Source organism: Pseudomonas sp. FW507-12TSA (genome assembly GCF_058781435.1).
The window spans coordinates 89315-106718 of record NZ_JBYSWT010000010.1; the positions used below are offsets into that span (position 1 = coordinate 89315).

Annotated in this window: 16 protein-coding genes; 9 read left to right on the forward strand and 7 right to left on the reverse strand. The window is 65.5% G+C overall.

The features are described from left to right. Positions 1-117: 117 nt before the first annotated feature. The 5 genes from oscA to AC3WK8_RS11900 all read left to right on the forward strand — a co-directional run bounded on the left by oscA (position 118) and on the right by AC3WK8_RS11900 (position 4253). Entirely contained in the window at positions 118-300 is a 183-nt protein-coding gene (gene oscA / locus AC3WK8_RS11880; RefSeq protein ID WP_022643503.1) for a sulfur starvation response protein OscA, read from the forward strand. A gap of 157 nt (positions 301-457) precedes the next feature. Continuing rightward, positions 458-1468 carry a sulfate ABC transporter substrate-binding protein gene (locus tag AC3WK8_RS11885; protein ID WP_103324791.1) on the forward strand — a complete coding sequence of 337 codons (1011 nt, stop codon included), beginning with the start codon at positions 458-460 and terminating at the stop codon, positions 1466-1468. A gap of 90 nt (positions 1469-1558) precedes the next feature. Beyond that, positions 1559-2377 carry a sulfate ABC transporter permease subunit CysT gene (gene cysT, locus AC3WK8_RS11890; protein WP_085598085.1) on the forward strand — a complete coding sequence of 273 codons (819 nt, stop codon included), beginning with the start codon at positions 1559-1561 and terminating at the stop codon, positions 2375-2377. Positions 2378-2390: 13 nt separating this feature from the next. Beyond that, positions 2391-3260 (forward strand): sulfate ABC transporter permease subunit CysW, encoded by an 870-nt coding sequence (gene cysW / locus AC3WK8_RS11895; protein WP_085598086.1) that lies wholly within the window; start codon positions 2391-2393, stop codon positions 3258-3260. A 3-nt stretch (positions 3261-3263) separates the two neighbouring features. Next, positions 3264-4253 carry a sulfate/molybdate ABC transporter ATP-binding protein gene (locus tag AC3WK8_RS11900; protein ID WP_103324790.1) on the forward strand — a complete coding sequence of 330 codons (990 nt, stop codon included), beginning with the start codon at positions 3264-3266 and terminating at the stop codon, positions 4251-4253. 206 nt (positions 4254-4459) lie between these two features. On the opposite strand, the gene AC3WK8_RS11905 is transcribed toward AC3WK8_RS11900, so the two are convergent. Further along, positions 4460-4984 (reverse strand): Mpo1 family 2-hydroxy fatty acid dioxygenase, encoded by a 525-nt coding sequence (locus AC3WK8_RS11905; RefSeq protein ID WP_103324789.1) that lies wholly within the window; start codon positions 4982-4984, stop codon positions 4460-4462. A 100-nt stretch (positions 4985-5084) separates the two neighbouring features. Here AC3WK8_RS11905 and AC3WK8_RS11910 point away from each other — a divergent pair, with 100 nt between their 5' ends. Continuing rightward, positions 5085-5774 (forward strand): Crp/Fnr family transcriptional regulator, encoded by a 690-nt coding sequence (locus AC3WK8_RS11910; protein WP_103324788.1) that lies wholly within the window; start codon positions 5085-5087, stop codon positions 5772-5774. Between the two features lie 73 nt (positions 5775-5847). Here the strand turns inward: AC3WK8_RS11910 and AC3WK8_RS11915 are convergent, their stop codons facing one another. Beyond that, a complete protein-coding gene (locus AC3WK8_RS11915) occupies positions 5848-6852 on the reverse strand; it encodes an AraC family transcriptional regulator (protein WP_103324812.1) in 1005 nt (334 codons plus the stop codon). Between the two features lie 100 nt (positions 6853-6952). Between AC3WK8_RS11915 and AC3WK8_RS11920 the strand changes: the two genes are divergently transcribed. Beyond that, positions 6953-8017, forward strand: a complete 1065-nt coding sequence (locus tag AC3WK8_RS11920; RefSeq protein WP_103324787.1) for a fatty acid desaturase — start codon at positions 6953-6955, stop codon at positions 8015-8017. An 81-nt stretch (positions 8018-8098) separates the two neighbouring features. Here the strand turns inward: AC3WK8_RS11920 and AC3WK8_RS11925 are convergent, their stop codons facing one another. Genes AC3WK8_RS11925 through AC3WK8_RS11935 form a run of 3 tightly spaced genes read right to left on the reverse strand, consistent with a single transcriptional unit; the run spans position 8099 to position 12128 of the window. Continuing rightward, positions 8099-9709 carry an arylsulfatase gene (locus AC3WK8_RS11925; RefSeq protein ID WP_085598091.1) on the reverse strand — a complete coding sequence of 537 codons (1611 nt, stop codon included), beginning with the start codon at positions 9707-9709 and terminating at the stop codon, positions 8099-8101. Positions 9710-9723: 14 nt separating this feature from the next. Then, complete coding sequence (locus tag AC3WK8_RS11930) at positions 9724-10539, reverse strand: ABC transporter ATP-binding protein (protein WP_103324786.1); 816 nt, start codon at positions 10537-10539, stop codon at positions 9724-9726. Then, positions 10536-12128: an ABC transporter permease gene (locus AC3WK8_RS11935; RefSeq protein WP_103324785.1), complete on the reverse strand. Its 1593-nt coding sequence runs from the start codon at positions 12126-12128 to the stop codon at positions 10536-10538. The genes AC3WK8_RS11930 and AC3WK8_RS11935 overlap by 4 nt, the downstream gene beginning before the upstream one ends. 336 nt (positions 12129-12464) lie before the next feature. Between AC3WK8_RS11935 and AC3WK8_RS11940 the strand changes: the two genes are divergently transcribed. Beyond that, positions 12465-13487: an ABC transporter substrate-binding protein gene (locus AC3WK8_RS11940; protein ID WP_103324784.1), complete on the forward strand. Its 1023-nt coding sequence runs from the start codon at positions 12465-12467 to the stop codon at positions 13485-13487. 34 nt (positions 13488-13521) lie between these two features. Here the strand turns inward: AC3WK8_RS11940 and AC3WK8_RS11945 are convergent, their stop codons facing one another. Then, the gene (locus AC3WK8_RS11945) at positions 13522-14442 is read right to left on the reverse strand and encodes a LysR family transcriptional regulator (RefSeq protein WP_022643516.1); all 921 of its coding nucleotides are present in this window, start codon (positions 14440-14442) and stop codon (positions 13522-13524) included. A 184-nt stretch (positions 14443-14626) separates the two neighbouring features. Between AC3WK8_RS11945 and AC3WK8_RS11950 the strand changes: the two genes are divergently transcribed. Then, complete coding sequence (locus AC3WK8_RS11950) at positions 14627-15532, forward strand: TauD/TfdA dioxygenase family protein (protein ID WP_053132786.1); 906 nt, start codon at positions 14627-14629, stop codon at positions 15530-15532. 224 nt (positions 15533-15756) lie between these two features. On the opposite strand, the gene AC3WK8_RS11955 is transcribed toward AC3WK8_RS11950, so the two are convergent. Continuing rightward, the gene (locus AC3WK8_RS11955; protein ID WP_103324783.1) at positions 15757-17373 is read right to left on the reverse strand and encodes an alkaline phosphatase family protein; all 1617 of its coding nucleotides are present in this window, start codon (positions 17371-17373) and stop codon (positions 15757-15759) included. Positions 17374-17404 lie beyond the last annotated feature (31 nt).

Consider the following 17404-nt stretch of genomic DNA (forward strand, 5'->3'; position numbering starts at 1 on the left):
CTGGTTATATAAACATTCTTAAATAGTATTTTTAAGAATATCCCTGCCTATCTACTATTGCTCCACGCCACCCGCAGTGCCGCCACTGCACGGCACATCCCACTCAGGAGCAACACCATGAGCGCATCTCTACGTAGCGTCGACGGACAGGACGAAGCAACCATCTTGCGTGAAATTCAAAGTGCACTGCGGGACCTGCGCTTCGGTGCGGTGGAAATCACCGTGCACAACGCCCAGGTCGTGCAGATCGAGCGCAAGGAAAAATTCCGCCTGCAGCAACCCGGCAACAAGCCCAGCTGAATCGCATATCACCCTCTCGCGAGCGAGAGGCCCGACTGGTCAACCGGAGGGCGTCACCCATGACCCCCAGTTCGTCCCCCAGCGTTCGCCCGCGAATGCGAGCCTGATTCGCCATAAGAAAAATGCCAGCACATTAGAAAATTTCGGGAGCTCTACCATGTCGTCGATTCGCCGTTATGCCCTGGCCGCCCTCGCCAGCGCCGTTTTTGCCGGTTCCGCCGTAGCCAAGGACTATGAGCTGCTCAACGTGTCCTACGACCCGACCCGCGAGCTGTACCAGGACTACAACGCCGAGTTCGCAAGCTTCTGGAAGAAGGAGCACCCCGGCGACAACGTGAAGATCCAGCAATCCCACGGTGGTTCGGGCAAGCAGGCCCGTGCGGTGATCGACGGCCTGCGCGCCGACGTGGTGACCCTGGCCCTGGCCGGCGACATCGACGAAGTCGCCAAGCTCGGCAAGACCCTGCCGGCCGACTGGCAGAAGCGCCTGCCCGACGCCAGCACGCCCTACACCTCGACCATCGTGTTCCTGGTACGCAAGGGCAACCCCAAGGGCATCAAGGACTGGGGCGACCTGATCAAGAAGGACGTCTCGGTGATCACCCCCAACCCGAAGACCTCCGGCGGCGCCCGCTGGAACTTCCTGGCCGCCTGGGCCTACGGCCTGAAGGCCGGGGGTAGCGAAGCCAAGGCCAAGGAGTACGTGCAAGAGCTGTTCAAGCACGTACCGGTGCTGGACACCGGCGCCCGTGGCTCGACCATCACCTTCGTCAACAACGGCCAGGGCGACGTGCTGCTGGCCTGGGAAAACGAAGCCTTCCTGGCGCTCAAGGAAGAAGGTGGCGCCGACAAGTTCGACATCGTCGTGCCGTCGCTGTCGATCCTCGCCGAACCGCCGGTGGCGGTGGTGGACAAGAACGCCGAGAAGAAGGGCAACACGGCGATCGCCGAAGCCTACCTCAAGCACCTGTACAGCCCGGCCGGCCAGGAGATCGCGGCGAAGAACTTCTATCGTCCACGGGACAAGGACGTGGCGGCCAAATACGCCCAGCAGTTCCCGAAACTGGAGCTGGTGACTATCGACAAGGACTTCGGCGGCTGGAAAACTGCCCAACCGAAATTCTTCAATGACGGTGGCGTGTTCGACCAGATCTACCAGGCCCAGTAACAGGAGGAGCCACTCTAACCGCCCTCGCCTGGAGCCCCGGAATCACTTCGGGGCTTCGTGCGTTTCACCTGCGTTCAACCAAGGACTCTTATGTCGCGTCGTATCTCCCCCGTCATACCCGGCTTCGGGCTGACGCTGGGCTACACCTTGGTGTACCTCAGCCTGATTGTGCTCATCCCCCTGGCGGCGATGTTCGTCCATGCCGCACAACTCACCTGGGACCAGTTCTGGGCCATCGTCTCGGCGCCCCGGGTGCTCGCCGCCCTCAAGCTCAGCTTCGGCACCGCCTTGTACGCGGCAGTCATCAATGGCCTGATCGGCACGCTGCTGGCCTGGGTCCTGGTGCGCTACAACTTCCCCGGGCGGCGGATCATCGATGCGATGATCGACCTGCCCTTCGCTTTGCCCACCGCGGTGGCGGGCATTGCCCTGACCGCGCTGTACGCGCCCACCGGGCTGGTGGGCCAGTTTGCCACCGACCTGGGCTTCAAGATCGCCTACACGCCCTTGGGCATCACCCTGGCGCTGACTTTCGTCACCCTGCCGTTCGTGGTGCGTACCGTACAACCGGTGTTGGCGGACATCCCCCGCGAAGTGGAAGAGGCCGCCGCCTGCCTCGGCGCCAAGCCCTGGCAGGTGTTCCGCCACATCCTGGTGCCGGCGTTGCTGCCGGCCTGGCTGACCGGTTTCGCCCTGGCTTTCGCCCGGGGCGTGGGCGAGTACGGTTCGGTGATCTTCATCGCCGGCAACATGCCGATGAAGACCGAGATCCTGCCGCTGCTGATCATGGTCAAGCTCGACCAGTACGACTACACCGGGGCCACCTCCATCGGCGTGCTGATGCTGGTGGTGTCCTTCATCCTGTTGCTGCTGATCAACCTGCTGCAGCGGCGTATCGAAACCCCATAAGGAGGCGCGAACCATGTCCCAATCGTCCATCGCTGCCTCGTCGGCCAACGCCGCCCGCCGTGGCAGTGCCACTTCGCGGCGGGTATTGATTGGCCTGGGCTGGCTGATCTTTGCCCTGTTCCTGCTGTTGCCGCTGTTCATCGTCGTGTCCCAGGGGCTCAAGCTTGGCCTGGGGGCATTCTTCGCGGCGATCTTGGAGCCCGATGCGCTGTCGGCGCTCAAGCTCACGGTGATCGCGGTGCTGGTCTCGGTGCCGTTGAACCTGGTGTTCGGCGTCAGCGCCGCCTGGTGCGTGAGCAAGTATTCGTTCCGTGGCAAGAGCCTCCTGGTGACCCTGATCGACCTGCCGTTCTCGGTGTCGCCGGTGATCGCCGGCCTGGTCTACGTGCTGATGTTCGGCGCCCAGGGGCTGTTCGGCCCGTGGCTGTCGGAGCACGACATCCAGATCGTGTTCGCCCTGCCGGGCATCGTCCTGGCCACCATCTTCGTCACCGTGCCCTTCGTCGCCCGCGAGCTGATCCCGCTGATGCAGGAGCAGGGCACCCAGGAAGAAGAGGCCGCGCGCCTGCTGGGGGCCAACGGCTGGCAGATGTTCTGGCACGTCACCGTACCCAACATCAAATGGGGCCTGATCTACGGCGTGGTGCTCTGCACCGCCCGGGCCATGGGCGAGTTCGGCGCGGTGTCGGTGGTCTCCGGGCACATCCGCGGGGTCACCAACACCCTGCCACTGCACGTGGAGATCCTCTACAACGAGTACAACCACGTCGCCGCCTTCGCCGTGGCCAGCCTGTTGCTGATCCTTGCGTTGTTCATCCTGCTGCTCAAGCAGTGGAGCGAATCCCGAATCAACCGCCTGCGCGCCAGCGCCGCGGAGGAATAAGACATGTCGATCGAAGTCCGTAACGTCAGCAAGAATTTCAACGCCTTCAAGGCCCTGGACAGCATCAACCTGGATATCCACAGCGGTGAGCTGGTGGCGCTGCTCGGTCCCTCGGGCTGCGGCAAGACCACCCTGCTGCGGATCATCGCCGGCCTGGAGACTCCCGATGCCGGCAACATCGTGTTCCATGGCGAGGACGTTTCCGGCCACGATGTGCGCGATCGCAACGTCGGGTTCGTGTTCCAGCACTACGCGCTGTTCCGCCACATGAGCGTGTTCGACAACGTCGCCTTCGGCCTGCGCATGAAGCCCAAGAACCAGCGCCCCAGCGAAAGCCGGATCGCCGAGAAAGTCCATGAACTGCTGAACATGGTGCAGCTGGACTGGCTCTCCGATCGCTATCCGGAGCAGCTCTCCGGCGGCCAGCGCCAGCGTATCGCCCTGGCCCGGGCCCTGGCGGTGGAGCCCAAGGTGCTGCTGCTGGACGAGCCCTTCGGCGCGCTGGATGCCAAGGTGCGCAAGGAGCTGCGCCGCTGGCTGGCGCGGCTGCACGAAGACATCAACCTGACCTCGGTGTTCGTCACCCACGACCAGGAAGAGGCCATGGAAGTGGCCGACCGCATCGTGGTGATGAACAAGGGCGTGATCGAGCAGATCGGCTCACCTGGCGAGGTCTACGAGTATCCGGCCAGCGATTTCGTCTATCACTTCCTCGGCGACTCCAACCGCCTGCGCCTGGGGGAGGACGACCATGTGCTGTTCCGGCCCCATGAAGTGTCGCTGTCGCGTTCGGAGCTGGAGGACCACCACGCCGCCCAGGTCCGTGATATCCGCCCGCTGGGCGCCACCACCCGGGTGACCCTCAAGGTCGAGGGCCAGGATGAACTGATCGAGGCCGAAGTGGTGAAGGACCATGACAGCCTGGTGGGCCTGGCCAAGGGCGAGACGCTGTTCTTCAAGCCCAAGGTCTGGCAGAAGGTCGCCAACCTCTAACAGGTCGTTTGAAAGCTACCTGCGTTGCCATCGCTGCGTTGAAAACAGGCTCGCCTACATTTTTCAACGGCCTGCTAAAGCATCGCGGGCAAGCCGGATCGCCGCCCGCTCGCTCCTGCGGATCGAAGTGGTTCGCCTATACCGCGAACGACACGAACCTGTAGGGGCGAGGCTTGCCCGCGTCCGGTCTTGCCCGCGATATCGATCTAGATCGCGGCACGCTTCGGATTGGCCCGCACACCCCCCGCCCGTGCCTCGATCTGCTGCTTGAGGTCATGGCGCAGGCCCAGCAGGAAGGCCAGTTCGGCCACCACGAACAGCGGGCCGATGATCAGCCCGGAGACGTCATCGACGAAGGCTGGCTTGCGCCCTTCGTAGTAATGGCCGACGAACTGGATCACCCAGCCCACAACGAACATACCCACGCCACTGGCCAGCCAGACCAGGGTGCTCTGTTGCGCCAGTGCCTGGCCAGCCCACGCCGACAAGCCCATCAGCACGCTCATCAATAACCCCAGGCGCAGTTCCAGGCGCAGGTAGTACACCGCTGCGAACAGGGCCAGCAGCAGCGCCGGCGAGAGCATCAACCCGGCCACCGGCCAGGCCGGACGGGACAGCAGTACGGCCACGGCGACCACGATCATTGGGATACCGATGAAGTGGCTGGCGATATTGCGTGGGTCGCGGTGATAGGCCGCGTATTGACTGAGATGATCGACGAGGCTTTTCATTGTTGTTCCTCCGTTGGGGTAACGGGATCATGCCGGACGCCCGATCACGGCTCTGTCGGCTAGGCGACAATCAAGGCGATGCCCTGGGAAAACACGGTCCATGGATATGCAGCAATGGCGCGAATGCCTGATGGCCGGCCAGTGGTTCAGCCACGTGCCGGCCTCTCTACAGGATAGTCTGCTCGACAATGCCCGCTTGCGGCGGCTGGCGCCGGGGCAGTACCTGTTTCGCCGTGGCGATCCACCCTGCGGCCTGTATGCGGTGGTCGAAGGCGTGGTGCGGGTCGGCGCGGTCAGCGAACAGGGCAAGGAGGCCTTGCTCAGCCTGATGGAGGCACCCCACTGGTTCGGCGAGATCTGCCTGTTCGATGGCCAGCCGCGTACCCACGATGCCTGCGCCGAGGGCGCCTGCACCTTGCTCCAGGTACCCCAGGCGAGCCTTGTGCGGCTATTGGACGAGCAACCCGTCTACTGGCGCCAGTTCGCCCTGTTGATGAGCCACAAGCTGCGCCTGGCCTTCATCAACCTGGAGCAACTGAGCCTGATGCCGGCTCCGGCGCGGGTGGCCAACCGCCTGCTGGCAATCGCTGCCGGTTATGGCGAGGTGGCCCAGAGCCGGCGCCTGCTGCATCTGCCCCAGGAGCAGCTGGCGCTGATGCTCTCGCTGTCGCGCCAGACCACCAACCAGATCCTCAAGGACCTGCAGCACCAGGGCATCTTGCGCCTGAGCTATGGCGAGATCGAGATCCTCGACCCCGAACGCCTGCGTGTTCTCGCCAACTCCGTGTAGCCGCTGTCGCAGGCTCGGCACGCGCCGCCATCTGGCGGCGCCTGGTTTCTACAGGTCAGGGACGGTTCGGGGGTCAGCGCAGGCCGTCGCGGAATTGCCCCGGGGTCATGCCGGTCCAGCGCTTGAAGGCCCGGCTGAAGCTGCTGGCGTCGGCGAACCCCAGCAGGTAGCTGATCTCGCTCAGGGAGCAGGCCGGGTCGCGCAGGTGCAGCAGGGCGAGGTTTTCCCGGCATTCGTTGAGCAGGGTGTCGAAGCGCGTGCCTTCGTCCGCCAGGTGCCGTTGCAGGCTGCGCAGGCTCAGGTGCAGGGCCTGGGCCACTCGCTCGGCGGCCGGCTCGCCGTCGGGCAACTGGGCCTCGATCACCTCGCGCACCTTGCGCTCCCAGGTCAGCGGCCGCAGCTGCGCCAGGGCGCGCTTGAGCACTTGCTCGTTGTGTTCGGCCAGTTCCGGGTTGGCGTCGTCCAGGTGGCTTTCGAAATCCTGCACGCGAAACTCCAGGCAATCTTCGCTGGCCGCGAAGTGCACCGGGCAGCGGAACACCCGGTGCCATTGGCTGGGGTCCTCGGGCTGCGGCCGCCGCAGGTGTACGGCCAGCGGCGCATACTCACGGCCCAGGCGGCTGCGACAGGTGCGCACGTGGATCGCGGCGAACGCGTCGATGGCCTCGAACGCCGGCTGCTGGGCGCCTTCGGGAATCTTCAGGACGAAGCGGTAGCGGTCCGAGTCGCGGATCAACTGCGGGACCAGGGCATCGCTGACCACCTGGTGATAGCGCAGGATGCGCTCGAACACCTCGCGCAAGCTGCCGCTGGCCACCAGTGCATACCCCAGGGCGTGGAACGTGGTGGGGCTGACGAAGCGCGACACCCGCAGGCCGATGGCCGGATCACCGCTGGCCTGTACCGCCAACTGCCACAGACGAGTGGTGGCCGACAGCGGATAACGGGCGTTGGGATTGTCCATCAATTGGGGGTCAAGTCCGGCCTCGCGGCACAGGGCCGCGCTATCCAGGTCCAGGGCATCCAGCTGCTTGCGCAGGGCACGGGTCCAGCTGGCGAGAGAAGTGGCTTCGGTCATGCGATTGGCGCGTCCGGTCAACAGGTTGGCGTTCACAGCTAGCGCCCCGGGCCGGGGCTCGGGGCAGGATGCACACATCACTGACCCAGAGGATGGAATCATGCACGGTACTTGCGCAAGCCCCGACCGGATGGACGCGCAACAACGCGCGGCGCATATTCGCGAGGTGGTCATGGCCCGGGGCGACGAACTGCGCCGGCGCTATCCGCTCCTGCGCCACCAGGACGCCCTGGGCGCGGCGATCCTGGCCTTCGCCCTGGCCGGCATGGTCGGCTGCGCGGCGCTCTATCTCAATGGTCACCTGGCCTGGTGGGCCTGCCTGCTGCTCAATGCGTTCTTCGCCTCGCTGACCCACGAACTGGAGCACGACCTGATCCACAGCATGTATTTTCGCAAGCGGCGGGTGCCCCACAACCTGATGATGGGTTTGGTCTGGCTGGCTCGTCCCAGCACCATCAACCCCTGGATACGCCGCCAATTGCACTTGAACCACCACAAGGTCTCGGGCACTGCGGGCGACGTCGAAGAACGTGGCATCACCAACGGCGAGTCGTGGGGCATCGCGCGACTGCTGATGGTGGGCGACAACATGATCTCGGCCTTCGTCCATACGCTCCATGTACCGGGCTGGAAGGCCAAGCTCAAGCGTTTCGCCCGGCTGATGGCGGCCTATGCTCCCCTGGCGCAGTTGCACTGGGGGGCCTGGTACGTGTTTCTAGGTTTCCATGGGGCCAATGGCGCCGCCGCGCTGCTGGGCACTTCCATCGAGTGGTCGGCCAGCACCCTGGCGCTGATGCAGGTGATCGATATCGCCGTGGTGGTGATCGTCGGCCCGAACGTGCTGCGTACCTTCTGCCTGCACTTCGTCAGCTCCAACATGCACTACTACGGTGATGTCGAGCCGGGCAACGTGCTCCAGCAGACCCAGGTGCTCAACCCCTGGTGGATGTGGCCGCTGCAAGCGTTCTGCTTCAACTTCGGCAGCACCCACGGCATCCACCACTTCGTGGTCAAGGAGCCCTTCTACATCCGCCAGATGACCGCGCCGGTGGCCCACCGGGTGATGGCGCAGATGGGCGTGCGTTTCAACGACCTGGGCACCTTCACCCGGGCCAATCGCTTCACCGCCAAGGAGCGGGCGGCGATGGAGGCGGTGAAGGCCTGAGGTGGGATGGTTGAGCCAATCGCGGGCAAGCCATGCCGGTAGGAGCGAGGCTTGCCCGCGATGGTGATTGCCCGGTCGCTATCAGTCCGGCTGGAACGGCGACTCGCTGAGGATCACCCCGGTTTCGTCCACGTAGCGCTGCCACTCCTGCAACAGGATTTGCAGCTTTTGCGGGTGGCTGCCGGCTAGGTCGTGGATCTCCCCGGGATCGCGCCCCAGGTCGTACAACTGCCAGGTGGCCGGGCCCACGGGGCCTGGAATGTACACCGCCTTCCATTGCCCCTGGCGGATCGCCCGGCGGCCGAACAGCTCCCAGCCGGTGACCGTGTGCTCGTCATGTACCTGCGCGGTCTCGCCGGACAGGAACCCCAGCCACGACTTGCCCCGTAGCGGTGCGATATCGCGCCCGCGCCAGCGCTTGCCCGGATGGCGCACGCCGGCCAGGTCCAGCAGGGTCGGGGTGATGTCCATCACCGTGCCGAAGCCATGGCTGACCTGCCCCTTGAGCGGCAACTGCGGGTAATGCAGCAACGCCGGCACGCGAATCCCGCCCTGGGTGGTGAAGGCCTTGAACAGCCGCGACGGCGCGGTGGCGGCCTGGGCCCAGGCCGGTCCGTACCAGACATAGGAATTGGCCCGGCCGATATTCTGAAGGCGGTTGTCGTAATGCTGGTCCAGGTAGCTCAACAGCTGCGGGCCGAACTTGGGGAAGGCTTCCAGCAGCGCCCCTTCGGCTCCGTTGTCGGACATGAACAGGATCAGCGTGTTGTCCAGCTGGCCCTGCTGGCGCAGGTAATCCACCACCCGGCCGATGTTCCAGTCCATGCGCTCCACCATCGCCGCATACACCTCCATGGCCCGGGCCGAGCGCTGGCGCTGATCGTCGCTGAGGGCGGCCCACTCGGCGTCCAGGCCGATCAGCGGGTGCGGCTCGACCTGGGCGTCCACCAGCCCCAGGGCCTTGAGCTTCTCCAGCCGTTCCAGGCGCAGGGCCTCGGGGCCGGCGTCGTAGCGCCCGCGGTACTTGGCGACGATCTCTTCAGGGGCCTGCAACGGCCAATGGGGCGCCGAGAACGGCAGGTAGGCGAAGAACGGCCGGCTCTGGTCGCGCTCCTTGAGGTACTGCAAAAGCTTGTCGCCGAAGGCATCGGAGGAATAGAACCCCTGCGGCAGAGCGTCGAGGAAGCGGTCGTCCTCGATATACAGCGCCGGGGTGGACTTGAGCAGGCCCGGGGTGTGCTCGTCGTAGGTGGGTTCGAAACCATAGTGGTTGGCCGCCCCGGGCAGCAACGCGAACGAACGCTCGAAGCCCCGGGCGTGGGGTGCGCGGTCCACGGTCAGCCCCAGGTGCCACTTGCCGCTCATCAGGGTCTGGTAGCCGGCTTCGCGCAGCAGCTCGGGCAGGGCCGCTACCCGGTCGTTGAGGTGGCCCTCGTACCCTGGCTTGCCGATCAGCTCCGGGGTCAGGGCCTCGGCCATGGTGCCGATCCCGGCGATATGGTGGTCGGTGCCGGTGAGCAGCATGGAACGGGTCGGCGAGCAGGTCGGGGCGGTATGGAAGTCGGTCAGGCGCAGGCCGTTGAAGGCCAGGGCATCGAGGTTCGGCGTGGCGATCTCGCCCCCGAAGGCGCCGAGGTCGGAAAAGCCCAGGTCGTCGGCCAGGATCACCAGGAAGTTGGGACGTTGCGGCATCGAGTCACTCCTGTTCAGCAAGCAATGAAGGTCAAGGGCAGGTCGCTGATCCGTACCGGTGTCGGGGCCTGGTAGTGATCGTCGCTGGTCAGTTCGTGCAGCAGTTCCTCGCGCAACTGGTGGAAGTCGAAGCTGCTGCGCTGGCGCGGATGGGGCAGGGCCACCTCGACCACGCGCTTGATCCGCCCCGGGCGTGGCTCCATCACCACCACCCGGTCGGCGAGGAAGATCGCTTCCTCGACATCGTGGGTCACCAGTATCGTGGTGATCCGTGCCCGCTCGCGGATCGCCAGCAGCTCGTCCTGCATCTGCTGGCGGGTCAGCGCATCGAGGGCGCCGAAGGGTTCGTCCAGCAGCAGGATGCGCGGGCTGGCCACCAGCCCCCGGGCGATGGCCACCCGCTGTGCCATGCCGCCGGACAGCTGGTGCGGGTAGGCCTTGGCGAAATCCTTGAGGCCCACCAGCTCGATGAACTCGGCGATGCGCCGTTGGCGTTCGGCGGCGCCCAGCGGTTCGTTGACCAGGCCCAGGCCGATGTTCTCGGCCACGCTCAGCCAGGGGAACAACCGGTGCTCCTGGAACACGATGCCGCGTTCGCTGCCGATGCCCTCGACGGCCTTGCCATCGACGCGTATCTGGCCACGGAACTCGGTGTCCAGGCCGATCAGCAGGCGCAACAGGGTGGACTTGCCACAGCCGCTGGAGCCGACGATGGCGACGAATTCGCCTTCGGCGATGTCCAGGTTGAATTCGCGGATCGCCTCCAGTTCGCCACCGGCGACGGGAAAGCTCTTGCCCACGTGATTGAAGCTGACCAGAGGTGCGTTCATGCGTGTCTCCAACGGGTGGCGTGGCGTTCCAGCCATTGCCCAAGGAAGTTGATAAGGGCGCCGGTCAGGCCCACCAGCAGCATCCCGGCCATGATCAGGTCCATGCGCAGCAGCTGCTGGGCGCTGATCATCTGGCTGCCGATCCCACCGTCGGACGGCATGAAGTACTCGGCGCCGATGGTGCCCAGCCAGGCGTAGATCAGGCTCACCCGCAGGCCGGCGAAGATCCCCGGTGCGGCCCCGGGCAACACCAGGCGCCGCAGGCGCTGCCAGAGGCCCAGGCGCAACACCTGGGCAGCCTCCGCCAGTTGTGGCGAGAGCTGGGCGACGCTGCGCTGGGTGGCGATGAACAGCGGGAAGAAGGCGGCCAGGGCGACGAAGACCCACTTGGCCAGCTCGCCCAGGCCGAACCAGGCGGTAAGCAGCGGCACCCAGGCGAAGATGGCGATCTGGCGCAGGGCGGCCAGGGTCGGCCCCAGCAGGCGCTCGCTCAGGCGCGACAGGCCCAGCAGCAGTCCCAGCCCCAGGCCCAGGCTGCCGCCCAGCAACAGGCCGGTGAGGGTACGTCCCAGGCTCAGGCCCAGGCCGCCCAGCAGGCTGCCATCGACCAGGCCGTCGAAGGTGGTGGCCAGCACCACCAGGGGGCTGGGCAGGATGTTGGCGTCCAGCCACTGGCGTTCGCTCGCCAATTGCCACAGGGCCAGCAGCGCCAGGGGCAGCAGCCAGGGTTGCAGGCGCTGCCAGCCCTGGTAGCGCGGGCCACGGCGAAACTCGGCGGTGGCCGGGTGCGGCCAGTACACCAGCTTGCGGTCCAGCCAGCCGATGCCGCGATCCATGGCCATGCCCAGCACACCGATCACCAGGATGCAGACGAAGACGATATCCAGCATGAACAGCTGCCTGGCCCAGACCATCAGGTAGCCGATGCCTTCGCTGGAGGCCAGCAGTTCCACCGCCAGCAACGAGGTCCAGCCGGTGGCCAGGGCCAGGCGCACACCCGCCATGAAGGCCGGCAGCGCAGCGGGCAGCACCAGGCGCCGCAGCAGCAGGATCGGTGGCAGGCGCAGCACCGCGGCGGCTTCGCGCAGCCGCGGTTGCGCGTCGCGCACGCCCACCAGGGTATGCAGGGTCACCGGGACCACTACCGCCTTGAGCAGCACCACCAGCTTGAGCAGTTCGCCGATACCGAAAAACACCATGAACAGCGGTACCCAGGCCAGGGTCGGGATCTGTGCCAGGGCGCCGAAGGTGGGAAACACCAGGCGCTCCAGGCGGCGGCTGAAGCCCATGGCGCCACCCAGCAGGGCACCGGCGCCGATCCCGACCAGCAGGCCCCAGCCCAGCCGTTGCAGGCTGATCGCCAGGTGGCTCCAGAGCTCGCCGGCGGCCAGCTCCCGGGCACTGTTCCAGACCAGCTCCGGAGCCGGCAGGATCTGCTCGCTCATCCATTGGTTGCGGCTGGCCAGCCACCACAGGCCGAACAACCCCAGTGGCAGCAACCAGGGCAGCAGGTGCTTGGCCGCCGGCCAGTGTTGGCGCTGGCCGGAGGGTGCCCACAGGGGCAGGCTGAGCAGGGAAACACGGGCCATGGAGGACCTCCGTCGTCGGGTGCGGCATGGCATGGGGCGGGCCACGTCCAGGCGTGGCGGAACCGATCGCTCCTACAATATGCATTTGTGTTCTATTAAAAAGCACATCAATGCTATTGAGCGATAAGAGAAGCCATTTAAGGCTTCCCTTCGCCACGCATCCAATGCATTTGGAGAATATTTTCCATGCATTTTCCGCATGTTCCCGGGGGAGCCCCGTACTGACTGATTTATTTCTTTAGGTTATTAAAATGTGAATTTTTAGTATTTAAATGCCTTGCCCTGCTGGGCCTACCTTGGGCTCCTCAACGCCTTTGCCCTCCAGGAGCCGTCCCCATGAACCTTCCCTTCAAACGTGTGATCAGCCTGTTGGCCGCGCCGGCCCTGGCCGGGCTGCTGGGCTACCTGCCGCTGCTGGCCCAGGCTGGCGAACTCAAGGAAATCCGCATCGCCGTGCCCGACCTCAGCGCCGGTACCCAGCACAGTTCCGGCGGGGTGGTGGATGTGCTGCGCCACCAGCAGATCCTGGAGAAGGCCTTCGCCGACCAGGGCATCAAGATCCAGTGGAATTTCTTCAAGGGCGCGGGGCCGGTGATCAACGAAGCCTTCGCCAATGGCCAGGTGGACCTGGCCTACCTCGGCGACCTGGCGGCCATCATCGGCAAGTCCAATGGCCTGGATACCCGCCTGCTCAGTGCCACGGCCCGTGGGGTCAAGCATTACCTGGGGGTTGCGCCGGGGTCGGGGATCAAGACCCTGGAAGACCTCAAGGGCAAGCGCGTGGCGGTGTTCCGTGGCACCGCCACCCAGTTGTCGTTCGATGCGGCCCTGGCCAGCCGGGGCCTGAGCGAAAAGGACCTGAAGGTGGTCAACCTCGACTTCAATGCCGCCGTGGCGGCCCTGGCGGCCAAGCAAATCGACGCCTCCTGGGGCAGCACCGGGCTGTCCGCCCTGCGCAGCAAGGGCCTGGCCGAATTGCCCCTGAGTACCAAGGACCTGGGCGATGCCGGCAGCGTGCAGGCGGTGCTGGTAGGGTCGGGCAAGTTCGTCGACGAGCATCCCGAGGCTGTGGAAAAACTGCTCAAGGCCCAGCAGCAGGCGGTGCAATGGCTGACCCAGGACAGCAACAAGGAGGCCTATATCCAACTGGTGTCGGGGCTGGCCAGTTATCCACCGGTGATTCTCCAGGATGACCTCAAGGACCAGCGCCTGAGCGAGATCTTCCCCTCGACCCTGGACCCGGTGTTCCTCGGCCGCTTGCAGGACTCGGTGGACCTGGCGGCCAAGGAGCGGCTGATCCGCAAGCCGTTCAAGGTCAGCGAATGGGTCGCCCCGCAACTGGCCGCCGCCGGCCTGTAGCGCCCGGTCGCAGCCGCGCGCTGCTCGTCAGCGGCTACAGGGCCATGGCCACTTGCTGCTGGTCCACGCTCACCAGCACTTCGATCATCTTGCGGGCCGCCGGCGACAGGCGAAAACCACTGCGGCTGACGATGCCGCAGCGGGCGTTCAGGCTGTCGATGTTCTGCGGCAGGTTGCGCCAGTGCAGCAGGGCCAGCGAACCCTGGGCGATATCCTCGGCGAACGCCTCGGCGGTGCCCACGCCGATGGCGTTGGACTGGCGGACGATCTTCACCAGCGCCGGGAAATGCTCGGTCTCGATGGTCGGCGAAAAGTCGATGCGCCCGCTCAGGTTGGCCAGCAGCTTGCGAATGCCCGGCGGGATCAGGGTGGTGGCCAGGGGGTAGTCGAACATGTCGTTGGTGGACAGGCTTTCCTTGGCCAGCAACGGATGCCCGGGACGGCAGAAGAACACCCCGCGCTTGGGTGTCAGGGCCTGGGTCTGGTAGTTGGGGTCGGCCTCGAAGTGGCGGATGTCGGCGATGAAGAACTCGATCTCCTCGCGGTTGAGGCTGCGGCTGAGTTTTTCCCAGTTATCCACGGCAAAGCAGGTACGCACCCGCGGGTGGGCGCTGGTGAACTGCGCCACGGCGTCGGGCACCAGCTTCACCGCGGGCGCCGGGCCGCAGCCGAAGCGCACCTCGCCGGCATCGAGCTTGGTCATCTGGGTCACTTCACTGCTGAGCAGGGCCGCACCCTGCACCAGGCTCAAGGCATGCTGCAGCACCACCTGGCCCTCGGGCGTGGGGCGCAGGTCCTTGTTGCCCCGGTCCACCAGCACGCAACCGAACTCCTGCTCCAGGCCCTGGATACTGCGGCTGAAGGCCGGCTGGGTGATGCCCATGGCATCGGCGGCGCGGACAAAACTGCGGTGCTCGTTGAGGGCGATGAAGTAACGCAATTGGCGAAGATCCATATGCTTTCCCGGCATCCGAAAAATAGCTCGAAGGCATTTGCGACGAGTGAGGAATGAGGTTTTAAATGCAAGCTCTTATTCCGTCAACGAAGCATGTATTTATCTATTAGATCTAAAGTGAATATAGATAGAGCGTTGTTTCGCGGCGGTGCCTACCGTGATCAGTCCGCTGAGGGTGTCTTCGATGAGTAATGCCGCATTAGCTGTCAAACCCGTTGTCCAGGCCCTTGAAATCCACCCGGTGGCCGGCCGTATCGGCGCCGAGATCCGTGGCGTGCAACTTTCCGGCGAGCTCGATGCCGCTACCGTGCAGGCCATCGAGCAGGCGCTGGTGCAGTACAAGGTGATCTTCTTCCGTGGCCAGGCCCACCTCGACGACCAGAGCCAGGAAGCCTTCTCCCACCTGCTGGGCGAGCCGGTGGCCCACCCCACCGTGCCGGTGCGCGACGGTACCCGCTATCTGATGGAGCTCGATGGCGCCCAGGGTCAGCGAGCCAACTCCTGGCACACCGACGTGACCTTCGTCGACGCCTATCCCAAGGCCTCGATCCTGCGCTCGGTGGTAGCCCCGGCCTTCGGCGGCGACACCGTGTGGGCCAACACCGCCACCGCCTATAACGAGCTGCCGGAGGAGCTGCGGGCCTTGGCGGACCGGCTGTGGGCGGTGCACAGCAACGAGTACGACTATGCCTCGGTCAAGCCCGACGTCTCGGCGGAACGGCTGGAGCGCTACCGCAAGATCTTCACCTCCACGGTGTTCGAGACCGAGCACCCGGTGGTTCGCGTGCATCCCCAGAGCGGCGAGAAGAGCCTGGTGCTGGGGCATTTCGTCAAGCGCATCAAGGGCTATTCCCAGGCCGATTCGGCGCACCTGTTCAACCTGCTGCAAAGCCATGTCACGCGCCTTGAAAACACCGTGCGCTGGCGCTGGAGCGCCGGTGACGTGGCGATCTGGGACAACCGCTCGACCCAGCACTACGCCGTCGACGACTACGGCAGCCAGGACCGCGTCGTGCGTCGGGTGACCCTCAAGGGCGACGTCCCGGTGGGTGTCCAGGGCCAGCGCAGCCAGACCACCAAGGGGGCCTGAACGCCCCCGACGGTTGCAGGTCACCACCAACCCTGCCGCTGCCGAGCTTGCGAGGCTGCGCAGGGCCCGAGGGCCACACAATCGCCGCAGCGGCTCCGGGACGGTGGCGGATTGGCGTTTTTTCGCGGGCAAGTCGGATCGCCGCCCGCTCGCTCCTACGCAAGAACGCGTATGCCTTTGTAGGAGCGAGGCTTGCCCGCGATGAGGTCCTTGAAGTCAGCGCCTCACCACACCCCAATCTGCACCACCTTTTCCGCTTCCGGTTCGCCGTAGCGGAAACGCTGGCCCCGCAGGTCGATCTCCTCGTAGCTTATGGTGGTCCGGCGCTTGAGGCCGCGCAGCCATTCCAGCAGGTAGCCCAGGTGTTCTTCGCGCACCGACGCATAGGCCGGATCGGCCCCCAGGTCGTGCAGCTCCTGTGGGTCGTTTTGGAGGTCGAACAGCTGCGGGCGAAAACCGTCGTAGGCCAGGTACTTCCAGCGCTCGCTGCGCACCATGGTCATGCGGCAACGGTCGATGGGCTGGCCCAGGCGCTCCCGGGCCGGGGCCTGGAAGGCGTAGTCGTATTCGCTGATGGCGTAGCGGCGCCAGGGCGGCGTGGCGCCATGCAGCAGCGGGATCAGCGAGCGGCCTTCCAGGCGGTGCTCGGCACCCGGCAAGCCCAGGGCCTCGAGGAAGGTCGGCAGGGCATCGATGGTTTCCACCAGGCGGGCATCCACCGTGCCCCGGCTGCTGTGCGCCGCTGGCCGTGGATCGCGGACGATCAGCGGCACGCCTACCGCCGGCTCCAGCAGGAATTCCTTTTCCCCCAGATAGTGATCGCCGAGGAAGTCGCCATGGTCGCTGGTGAAGACAATCAGGGTGTCGTCCCAGCGTCCGCTGCTGTGCAGTACATCGAACAGCCGGCCTAGCTGGTCGTCCACCTGCTTGATCAGGCCCATGTAGGTGGGCACCACGTTGGCGCGCACCTCATCGCGGGAGAAGTTCAGGCTTTCCTCGTGCTGGCGGAAGGCCTGGTACACCGGGTGGTCGCTGGCTTCCTGCGGCGCGGCCCGCACCGGCGCCAGTACCTGCTCTGCGCCGTAGAGCGCGTGGTAGGGCGCCGGGGCGATATAGGGCCAGTGCGGCTTGATGTAGGACAGGTGCAGGCACCAGGGGCGCTCGCTCTGTTCGTGGATGAAATCGATGGCGCGGTCAGTGGTGTAGACGGTTTCCGAATGCTCTGCGGCGACCCGCGCCGGCAGGTGCGCGTGGCGCATCTTCCAGCCGCTGAGGATCTGCCCTTGTTCGCCGGCTGCGGCGTTGGCCCAGTCATGCCAGGGGTTGCGCCCGGCGTAGCCACGCTCGCGCAGGTAGTGGGTGTAGGGCGCGGACTCGCGCTTGTCGTCGAACAGCGGGTCGTCGGGGTAGATGCCGTCGTGGCGGAACCAGGGCTCGAAGCCTACTTCGTTCAACTGTTCGGCCTGGGGGCTGTCGGCGGCGATATCCAGCCGCTGCTGGGCATCCAGGTTGGGCGTGGCGTGGGTCTTGCCCACCAGCGCGGTGCGGATGCCGTGGGGCCGCAGGTAGTCGCCCAGGGTCAGTTCCTCAAGCGGCAGGGGCACGGCGTTCCACGCCACCTGGTGGCTGCTGACGTAGCGCCCGGTGTAGGCCGACATCCGCGACGGGCCGCAGATGGTGCCTTGGGTGTAGGCGCGGCTGAAGCGCACTCCGGCGGCGGCCAGGCGGTCGATATTGGGGGTATGCAGGTGCGGGTGGCCGTAGCACGACAGGTAATCCCGGCGCAGTTGGTCGCACATGATGTAGAGCACGTTGCGCACGGGTTGGGGGGTAGGGGACATGGGCTTCACCGATCGAAAGACAGGTGAGGGT

What these genes read in the sequence shown, in the direction of transcription:
- oscA (WP_022643503.1), top strand. Translation starts at nt 118, where the DNA reads ATGAGCGCATCTCTACGTAGCGTCGACGGACAGGACGAAGCAACCATC.
- AC3WK8_RS11885 (WP_103324791.1), top strand. Translation starts at nt 458, where the DNA reads ATGTCGTCGATTCGCCGTTATGCCCTGGCCGCCCTCGCCAGCGCCGTT.
- cysT (WP_085598085.1), top strand. Translation starts at nt 1,559, where the DNA reads ATGTCGCGTCGTATCTCCCCCGTCATACCCGGCTTCGGGCTGACGCTG.
- cysW (WP_085598086.1), top strand. Translation starts at nt 2,391, where the DNA reads ATGTCCCAATCGTCCATCGCTGCCTCGTCGGCCAACGCCGCCCGCCGT.
- AC3WK8_RS11900 (WP_103324790.1), top strand. Translation starts at nt 3,264, where the DNA reads ATGTCGATCGAAGTCCGTAACGTCAGCAAGAATTTCAACGCCTTCAAG.
- AC3WK8_RS11905 (WP_103324789.1), bottom strand. Translation starts at nt 4,984, where the DNA reads ATGAAAAGCCTCGTCGATCATCTCAGTCAATACGCGGCCTATCACCGC.
- AC3WK8_RS11910 (WP_103324788.1), top strand. Translation starts at nt 5,085, where the DNA reads ATGGATATGCAGCAATGGCGCGAATGCCTGATGGCCGGCCAGTGGTTC.
- AC3WK8_RS11915 (WP_103324812.1), bottom strand. Translation starts at nt 6,852, where the DNA reads ATGACCGAAGCCACTTCTCTCGCCAGCTGGACCCGTGCCCTGCGCAAG.
- AC3WK8_RS11920 (WP_103324787.1), top strand. Translation starts at nt 6,953, where the DNA reads ATGCACGGTACTTGCGCAAGCCCCGACCGGATGGACGCGCAACAACGC.
- AC3WK8_RS11925 (WP_085598091.1), bottom strand. Translation starts at nt 9,709, where the DNA reads ATGCCGCAACGTCCCAACTTCCTGGTGATCCTGGCCGACGACCTGGGC.
- AC3WK8_RS11930 (WP_103324786.1), bottom strand. Translation starts at nt 10,539, where the DNA reads ATGAACGCACCTCTGGTCAGCTTCAATCACGTGGGCAAGAGCTTTCCC.
- AC3WK8_RS11935 (WP_103324785.1), bottom strand. Translation starts at nt 12,128, where the DNA reads ATGGCCCGTGTTTCCCTGCTCAGCCTGCCCCTGTGGGCACCCTCCGGC.
- AC3WK8_RS11940 (WP_103324784.1), top strand. Translation starts at nt 12,465, where the DNA reads ATGAACCTTCCCTTCAAACGTGTGATCAGCCTGTTGGCCGCGCCGGCC.
- AC3WK8_RS11945 (WP_022643516.1), bottom strand. Translation starts at nt 14,442, where the DNA reads ATGGATCTTCGCCAATTGCGTTACTTCATCGCCCTCAACGAGCACCGC.
- AC3WK8_RS11950 (WP_053132786.1), top strand. Translation starts at nt 14,627, where the DNA reads ATGAGTAATGCCGCATTAGCTGTCAAACCCGTTGTCCAGGCCCTTGAA.
- AC3WK8_RS11955 (WP_103324783.1), bottom strand. Translation starts at nt 17,373, where the DNA reads ATGTCCCCTACCCCCCAACCCGTGCGCAACGTGCTCTACATCATGTGC.